5 protein-coding genes, 1 tRNA gene and 1 pseudogene are annotated in these 6,000 nt (G+C 57.5%); 4 read left to right on the top strand and 3 right to left on the bottom strand.

Features of this window, described 5'->3' with window-relative positions; all coding sequences use genetic code 11:
- Together ACM6G4_RS05335 and ACM6G4_RS05330 are read right to left on the bottom strand one after the other, a co-directional pair.
- Positions 1-2,118 (bottom strand): DUF5801 repeats-in-toxin domain-containing protein (locus ACM6G4_RS05335; RefSeq protein ID WP_414913198.1); only part of this gene is annotated, 2,118 nt, incomplete at its 3' end.
- A 266-nt stretch (positions 2,119-2,384) separates the two neighbouring features.
- Positions 2,385-2,461, bottom strand: a tRNA-Arg gene (locus ACM6G4_RS05330).
- Positions 2,462-2,754: 293 nt separating this feature from the next.
- Here ACM6G4_RS05330 and ACM6G4_RS05325 point away from each other — a divergent pair.
- The 3 genes from ACM6G4_RS05325 to ACM6G4_RS05315 all read left to right on the top strand — a co-directional run bounded on the left by ACM6G4_RS05325 (position 2,755) and on the right by ACM6G4_RS05315 (position 3,918).
- Positions 2,755-2,976: a hypothetical protein gene (locus ACM6G4_RS05325; protein WP_056724160.1), complete on the top strand. Its 222-nt coding sequence runs from the start codon at positions 2,755-2,757 to the stop codon at positions 2,974-2,976.
- 23 nt (positions 2,977-2,999) lie between these two features.
- A complete protein-coding gene (locus ACM6G4_RS05320; protein ID WP_056724158.1) occupies positions 3,000-3,179 on the top strand; it encodes a PA3371 family protein in 180 nt (59 codons plus the stop codon).
- Positions 3,180-3,591: 412 nt separating this feature from the next.
- The gene (locus tag ACM6G4_RS05315; RefSeq protein ID WP_003178899.1) at positions 3,592-3,918 is read left to right on the top strand and encodes an Arc family DNA-binding protein; all 327 of its coding nucleotides are present in this window, start codon (positions 3,592-3,594) and stop codon (positions 3,916-3,918) included.
- A 102-nt stretch (positions 3,919-4,020) separates the two neighbouring features.
- Here the strand turns inward: ACM6G4_RS05315 and mgtE are convergent, their stop codons facing one another.
- Positions 4,021-5,463: a magnesium transporter gene (mgtE, locus tag ACM6G4_RS05310; protein WP_056724156.1), complete on the bottom strand. Its 1,443-nt coding sequence runs from the start codon at positions 5,461-5,463 to the stop codon at positions 4,021-4,023.
- Between the two features lie 335 nt (positions 5,464-5,798).
- On the opposite strand from mgtE, the pseudogene ACM6G4_RS05305 reads away from it, so the two are divergent.
- Positions 5,799-5,985, top strand: a pseudogene (locus tag ACM6G4_RS05305) (cell envelope protein SmpA); the annotation flags it as partial.
- Positions 5,986-6,000 lie beyond the last annotated feature (15 nt).

The raw sequence follows: 6,000 nt of genomic DNA, 5'->3' as shown, positions 1-6,000 counted from the left end.
TGCCACGCTGACCGTGAACACCAGCAGGTTACTGAGGGCCGTACGCCCTTCGACCACCGTGCCGTTGAGCGACAGGTTCACCGCCTGACCCGAGGCCGTGTCGATCAGCCCGGAAGCCCCGGCCACCACGCCCAGCGCATAGGTCAGGGTACCGGCCCCATCGGCGCCAAACGCCGAGTTGAAGTTGGCGGCGAAGCTCTGGGTGACGTCGGTCGCCAGCACCGTTTCGTCCACTGTCAGCGTCGGCTCCACACCGGTGGTACTGATGCTCGGCCCGTCGTCGTCGAAGATGATCCTGGAGCCGATTTCGGCTGTCGAAACAGAGGCCTGGACCAGCGTGAAACCACCGATATCAAAATCGGCGTGCTCATTGCCCTTGGCATTGACGGCGGCCCCGTTCTCCACGAGTACGCGATTGTGATCCCCCGTAGTGGTGTATTCAATCTGGTAGCCGGCTTTAACGCCGGTGATGGTCGCGACCCCTGCATTAAAGCTGATGACAATGCCCGGATCATTCACCGAGCCGTTTGAGTTCTCGATCACCTGCCCGGTGCTGTTGAAGACGCGAACATTGGTGATGGACACAGACGCATCATTGCCATACCCATTGATGAAATTCACACCAGGCTCAGCAGCGGTGCTGAATGCGCTGACCCTTACCACGGCACTCTTGCCGCTTTGCAGTTGCACGACGTCGAAACTGGCCGATTTCGCATTGAAGACACCGGTAAAGTCGACGTTGGCTTCAAGATCGGCTTCGTTCTGGTCCAGGTTGGGAATGGTCACATTCTGCCTGGCACCCGTGACGAACGAGAAGCGGATGCCCTCTTGCTCCACAATCATCTGATTGTTGGTGCCGAAGGTGGTCGGCCCCCCCGCCTGGCTGGTATTGATCGTGTCACCAGTCGTTATATTGACGCCACTTGACTGGTCTGCGGGGTCCTTGCCGGTGGCGATGATGGTGGGATCGGTGATCCGCAACACACCACCGACATCGACAACGTTCGGGTTCGCCTTCGTGAACATCAGGAACAGGTTCTGACCGGAGGGCGCATTGGCCAGGCTGAACTCCAGGTCCTGGCTGGCGCCGATGAAAAGCTTATCCGCCAGATTGAGCGAGTCATCGGCATTCGTCATAACGGGATGCTTGAGCGGTTGGTATTCCACGGTCCAGATCTTGCCACCCGTGACCGGTGTTCCGGTTTCTTCAATATAGGCAGCGAACACGATCGCGCCGGCGGCGCTCCCGGCTCGGCCCACGACGATGTTGTTGTTCGTATCCGTATAGAGAAGGATGCTGGTGCCATCGAGGGTATCGAGTCCACTGTCCTCGCCATTGAGCGGCGCGCCGGTGGTGCCGACGAAGCTGATATCGGTAATGCTTGCGCCGGGGTCAGCGGTGATGGTGAATGCATTACTGCCGGTGTTGCCAATGGCACCGGTATAGCCACTCAAGGCCGCGCCCGTGGCGGTACCGGCCCCCAGTGCGGCTAAACGGGTAGTGAAGGTCGAAGGCAGGGACGCCACCAGAATATCGTTGTCGTCAGCGTCCCCCGCGGGGGCTGGAGTGGCAGTGGCGTTCTGCAACCCCGCCGTTTCGTCCAACGTGACGTCCTCGCCGGTCGCCAGGACGCCCAAAACGCTGTCCGTAAACGAGGTTGACGCCACCGCGTCGTCACCGGTGCCGACCACGCCATCGGCGCCCGCAGCGGCTGCTGTGAGCAGAAACGTTGCGCCTGCCGAATCGTCGGGATTCACGTACCAGGACGTGGTGACGCTGCCGTTGACCTGGCCATCTAGATCGCCAGCACCGCCGTCGGTCACGGACCAGGGCTCGTGACCCGCGCCGGTGTTGGTATCGAGCACATCGTCGGATGTCCCCCACACACCATCCGCGCCGGCACCGATGGCGTGGTCCACTTCGAGCGTCACTGTGCTGCCGGCGGCGAAACCACTGGCCGTGATGATGGCCGTGCTGCCGGGTGCGTAGTCATTAAGGTTGGTGGTGACGGTCGGAATGTAGGTAAAAGTCCAGTCGTGGCTGACGGGCGAAAGATGGTCACCGGCGTTACTGGTCAGGTCATTCGTTGGCGATGAGGTTTTTTTGCGCATAGTCATGACTTTCTCCTGAGCGGGGTCCAGTCATCGAGGTCGACCTTGGACCATTTTCTGATCTATTGGTCACAACTATGAACATGCGCCGCAGGCGGCACATCGGCGGATACTCCCAGACGGGATGGGAGATTCAGACTACGTGGAAGAGGAAACGGAAAGTCGCCAAGGCAGGGTTGATGGCGTCGATAGATCCCGGGGACCTGAGATTTCGAACGTTATCTGCACGTCGTGAAAAGGAAGCGTTGGAACAGGAGGGGAGCTGAAAAATATGGTGTCCCAGGGCAGGTTCGAACTGCCAACCTTCCCCTTAGGAGGGGGATGCTCTATCCAATTGAGCTACTGAGACACAGGTTGACCGCGACGATACGCGGTGCGATGGACGGCGTGCATGTTAACGGCCGGGCTGGCTTTTGTCATGTCGTCCGTAGGCTTTTTAAGTGTAGGCAGACGCCTCGGTCGGGCGCGGACTTGTTTACCGTGCAAATTGCATCACTGCAAAAAGCCATCATTGCAAAATGCAATATGGGCGCTTTACCAAAAATAACTTAATTCATTGTTTTTAAAGAATTTAATTGCCGATAAACTCTGGCATGCGAGCTGCTTCCTTTGTTCTCACAGAACAACCGAGACCCGCCCCCCATGAAGAGCGCCCTTTCACTCTCGTATGCCATCGCACTGGCGGCTTTAGCGGGAGTTCATTTTGTTCCCGAGAGCAGCACTACGCAGGTTGCCCAACGCATGCCGCATTACCTTCAGTTGCAGAAGGCGCCACAGCTGGCTGTGACAAGCGACCAGAACGGCTTTGTCAGCCAGGAAAACATCCTGGTGCCGGCTCCGCCTGCCGAACGTTTGGTATTTTGAATGACCCTCACCAGGAGTACAGCATGTCCAGATCAGCCGCGAGTTTCTTCATCCTCGCCTTGTCGAGCGGCATTTTTCATCTGTCATTGACCCAGGACATGGTCGTCACCCTCCCCCTGATCGCCTGTGGCGTATTCAGCGCGCTGTTCGTGCTCGCATTGATCGCCGGACGCAAGATCAAGTTTGATCCGGTACTGCGCTGATCCCGACATGGCAGCCCCGCTGCCAGGGCCTGCCATCCATCCTGAATTCACCCCCTCCATGCCACTCCCCCTAGTAAATCGGCAATTTGCCACTATCCTGTAAAGACAAGGAACAGGGATCGAGTTCACTTTTTCCTGCCCGCCGGAATCCTTTCGTCGGGTGGAGAAAGCACGAAGTGATACGGCCTGGTCGAAGTTTTCAAACCAGTCCGCATTTCTGATAATTGGTGCTGGCAGAACGCCTTTATCCAGTTCAATATTTGTCACAGAATTGACGCCAAGGATCTGGCTGGTTTGAGGCATGATGCGCGCCTCTATCAATTCAGGTTGAACATTTGGTCAGAGCGCTTGTCCTACCAGACATCCTGCGGCCAATCCCGAAACCGCTCCCCTGAACTAACCGGTTAAATATATGCGCCCATTGAAACAGGCAATTTATTCCAGCCGTACGGCTGACAAGTTCGTCGTACGTCTGCCAGACGGAATGCGTGAACGCATTGCCGAGGTGGCTCGCAATCATCATCGCAGCATGAACTCCGAAATCATTGCGCGCCTTGAGCAGAGTCTTATTCAGGAAGGCGCACTGGGAGAAGAGTTGAGCATGCGCCTGGACAGCCCGGAGCTTTCCTTGCACGAACGTGAGTTGCTGCAGCGCTTCCGCCAACTCTCCCATCGACAGCAGAACGCCCTGGTTTCGCTGATCGCCCATGACGCTGAAATGGCCGCCGACGCGTCCTGATTCAGCCAGAAAGCCCAAGCCAGCCTGATCGCTGGCTTTTTTTGCCTGAAATCCGGGCACAAAAAAACCCGCCAGACGGCGGGTTTTTTAGAGAAACGGACTTCAAAGCAGGAAGATTGTCGCCAGCCCCAGGAAGATGAAGAAGCCACCGCTGTCGGTCACGGCCGTGATCATCACACTGGCCCCCATCGCCGGGTCGCGCCCCATTTTCGCCAGGGTCATCGGAATCAAGACCCCCATCAACGCCGCGAGCAACAGATTGAGCGTCATCGCCGCGGTCATCACCACACCCAATGACCAACTGCCATACAACAGGTAGGCAACCACACCGATCACTCCACCCCAGATCACGCCGTTGATCAGCGCGACCGCCAATTCCTTGCGCATCAGACGCGAGGTGTTGCCGGTGCTCACCTGGTCCAGCGCCATGGCCCGAACAATCATGGTGATGGTCTGGTTACCCGAGTTGCCGCCAATTCCCGCCACGATCGGCATCAATGCCGCAAGCGCCACGAGTTTCTCGATCGAACCTTCAAACAAACCGATGACCCGAGAAGCCACGAACGCGGTAATCAGGTTGATCGCCAGCCAGGCCCAACGGTTACGCAGGGATTTCCAGACCGACGCAAAAATGTCTTCTTCTTCACGCAAACCCGCCATGTTGAGAACTTCGCTTTCGCTCTCTTCACGGATCAGGTCGACCATTTCATCGATGGTCAGACGGCCGATCAGCTTGCCGTTCTTGTCGACCACGGGGGCGGAGATCAAGTCGTAACGCTCGAACGCCTGGGCGGCATCGTAGGCGTCTTCGTCCGGGTGGAAACTCACCGGATCGCTGGCCATCACCTCGGAAACCTGTTTGTCCGGATCGTTGACCAGCAAACGCTTGATCGGCAACACCCCCTTGAGGACGCCGTCGTAATCGACCACGAACAGTTTGTCGGTGTGACCCGGCAACTCCTTGAGACGGCGCAGATAACGCAAGACCACTTCAAGGCTGACATCCTCGCGGATGGTCACCATCTCGAAGTCCATCAGCGCACCGACCTGCTCCTCGTCGTAGGACAGAGCCGAACGCACACGCTCGCGTTGTTGCTGGTCGAGGGTCTCCATGAGCTCATGGACGACGTCTCGCGGCAGCTCGGAGGCCAGGTCAGCGAGTTCGTCGGCATCCATGTCCTTGGCGGCTGCCAGGAGCTCGTGATCGTCCATGTCGGCGATCAGCGATTCACGGACCGAATCGGATACTTCAAGGAGGATGTCGCCGTCGCGATCGGCCTTGACCAATTGCCAGAGCGTCAGACGATCGTCCAGCGGCAAGGCTTCAAGGATGTAGGCGACGTCGGCGGAGTGCAGGTCATCGAGCTTGCGTTGCAACTCGACGAGGTTCTGCCGGTGGACCAGGTTCTCGACCCGGTCATGATGCGGGCCTTCCTGGCGGTGAGTCAGGTCTTCTACAACTCGCTGGCGCTGCAGCAACTCGACCACCTGAGCCAGGCGATCCTGCAAGCTTTCCTGCGTTTTCTTTACTTCAACATCGGACATAGGCGAACTCCACTCCCAGCAGCGGGGCACGCCGGAAGGATCAATCAGTCAATTCATGATTGGTGAAACGGGGTACTGAGTAACTACTGGGTAAGTCCATGGAGGTATTCCACAAGCCCCGGCGGGGCTGACGGGCGCAATGATACACCGCCTGACGGTTTTAAACGTTAAAAAATCTCGGCTGAAACAAGCGCTTGCACAACAAACTTGAGCATCGTCCTGATCCTGGAAAATGCGACGACGCTTCCAGAAAAGAAAACACACCTCCTTTTCGAAATTGTAGTCGCTACCCTTGAAAAGGAACGTCACGGAGGACGCCGGGGAGCGTGTAGAGGCAATCATCAATCACCGGCATGAGCCAGCAAGACGCCGAAAGCGCCCTCGGCAAGCCGGACAGGATCAGCATTCGCAATTCGCCCACCAGCTATCGCTACGACAACCAGCGAGATCGCAGCACAGGTGGAGTTCGACGAGAGGGGATGCACGAAAGGAAAAGCCAAATCCCAGACGGCAAAAAGCCCGCATAAAATGCGGGCT

The organism is Pseudomonas sp. IT-P258, from assembly GCF_949767825.1.
Classification (GTDB): domain Bacteria; phylum Pseudomonadota; class Gammaproteobacteria; order Pseudomonadales; family Pseudomonadaceae; genus Aquipseudomonas; species Aquipseudomonas monachiensis.
The sequence above is the reverse complement of the archived record's forward strand: the minus strand, read 5'-3'. Positions and strand labels throughout refer to the sequence as shown.

Bases quoted from the DNA above. Each gene is read 5' to 3' on its own strand.
- ACM6G4_RS05325 (WP_056724160.1), top strand. From the start codon at position 2,755: ATGAAGAGCGCCCTTTCACTCTCGTATGCCATCGCACTGGCGGCTTTA.
- ACM6G4_RS05320 (WP_056724158.1), top strand. From the start codon at position 3,000: ATGTCCAGATCAGCCGCGAGTTTCTTCATCCTCGCCTTGTCGAGCGGC.
- ACM6G4_RS05315 (WP_003178899.1), top strand. From the start codon at position 3,592: ATGCGCCCATTGAAACAGGCAATTTATTCCAGCCGTACGGCTGACAAG.
- mgtE (WP_056724156.1), bottom strand. From the start codon at position 5,463: ATGTCCGATGTTGAAGTAAAGAAAACGCAGGAAAGCTTGCAGGATCGC.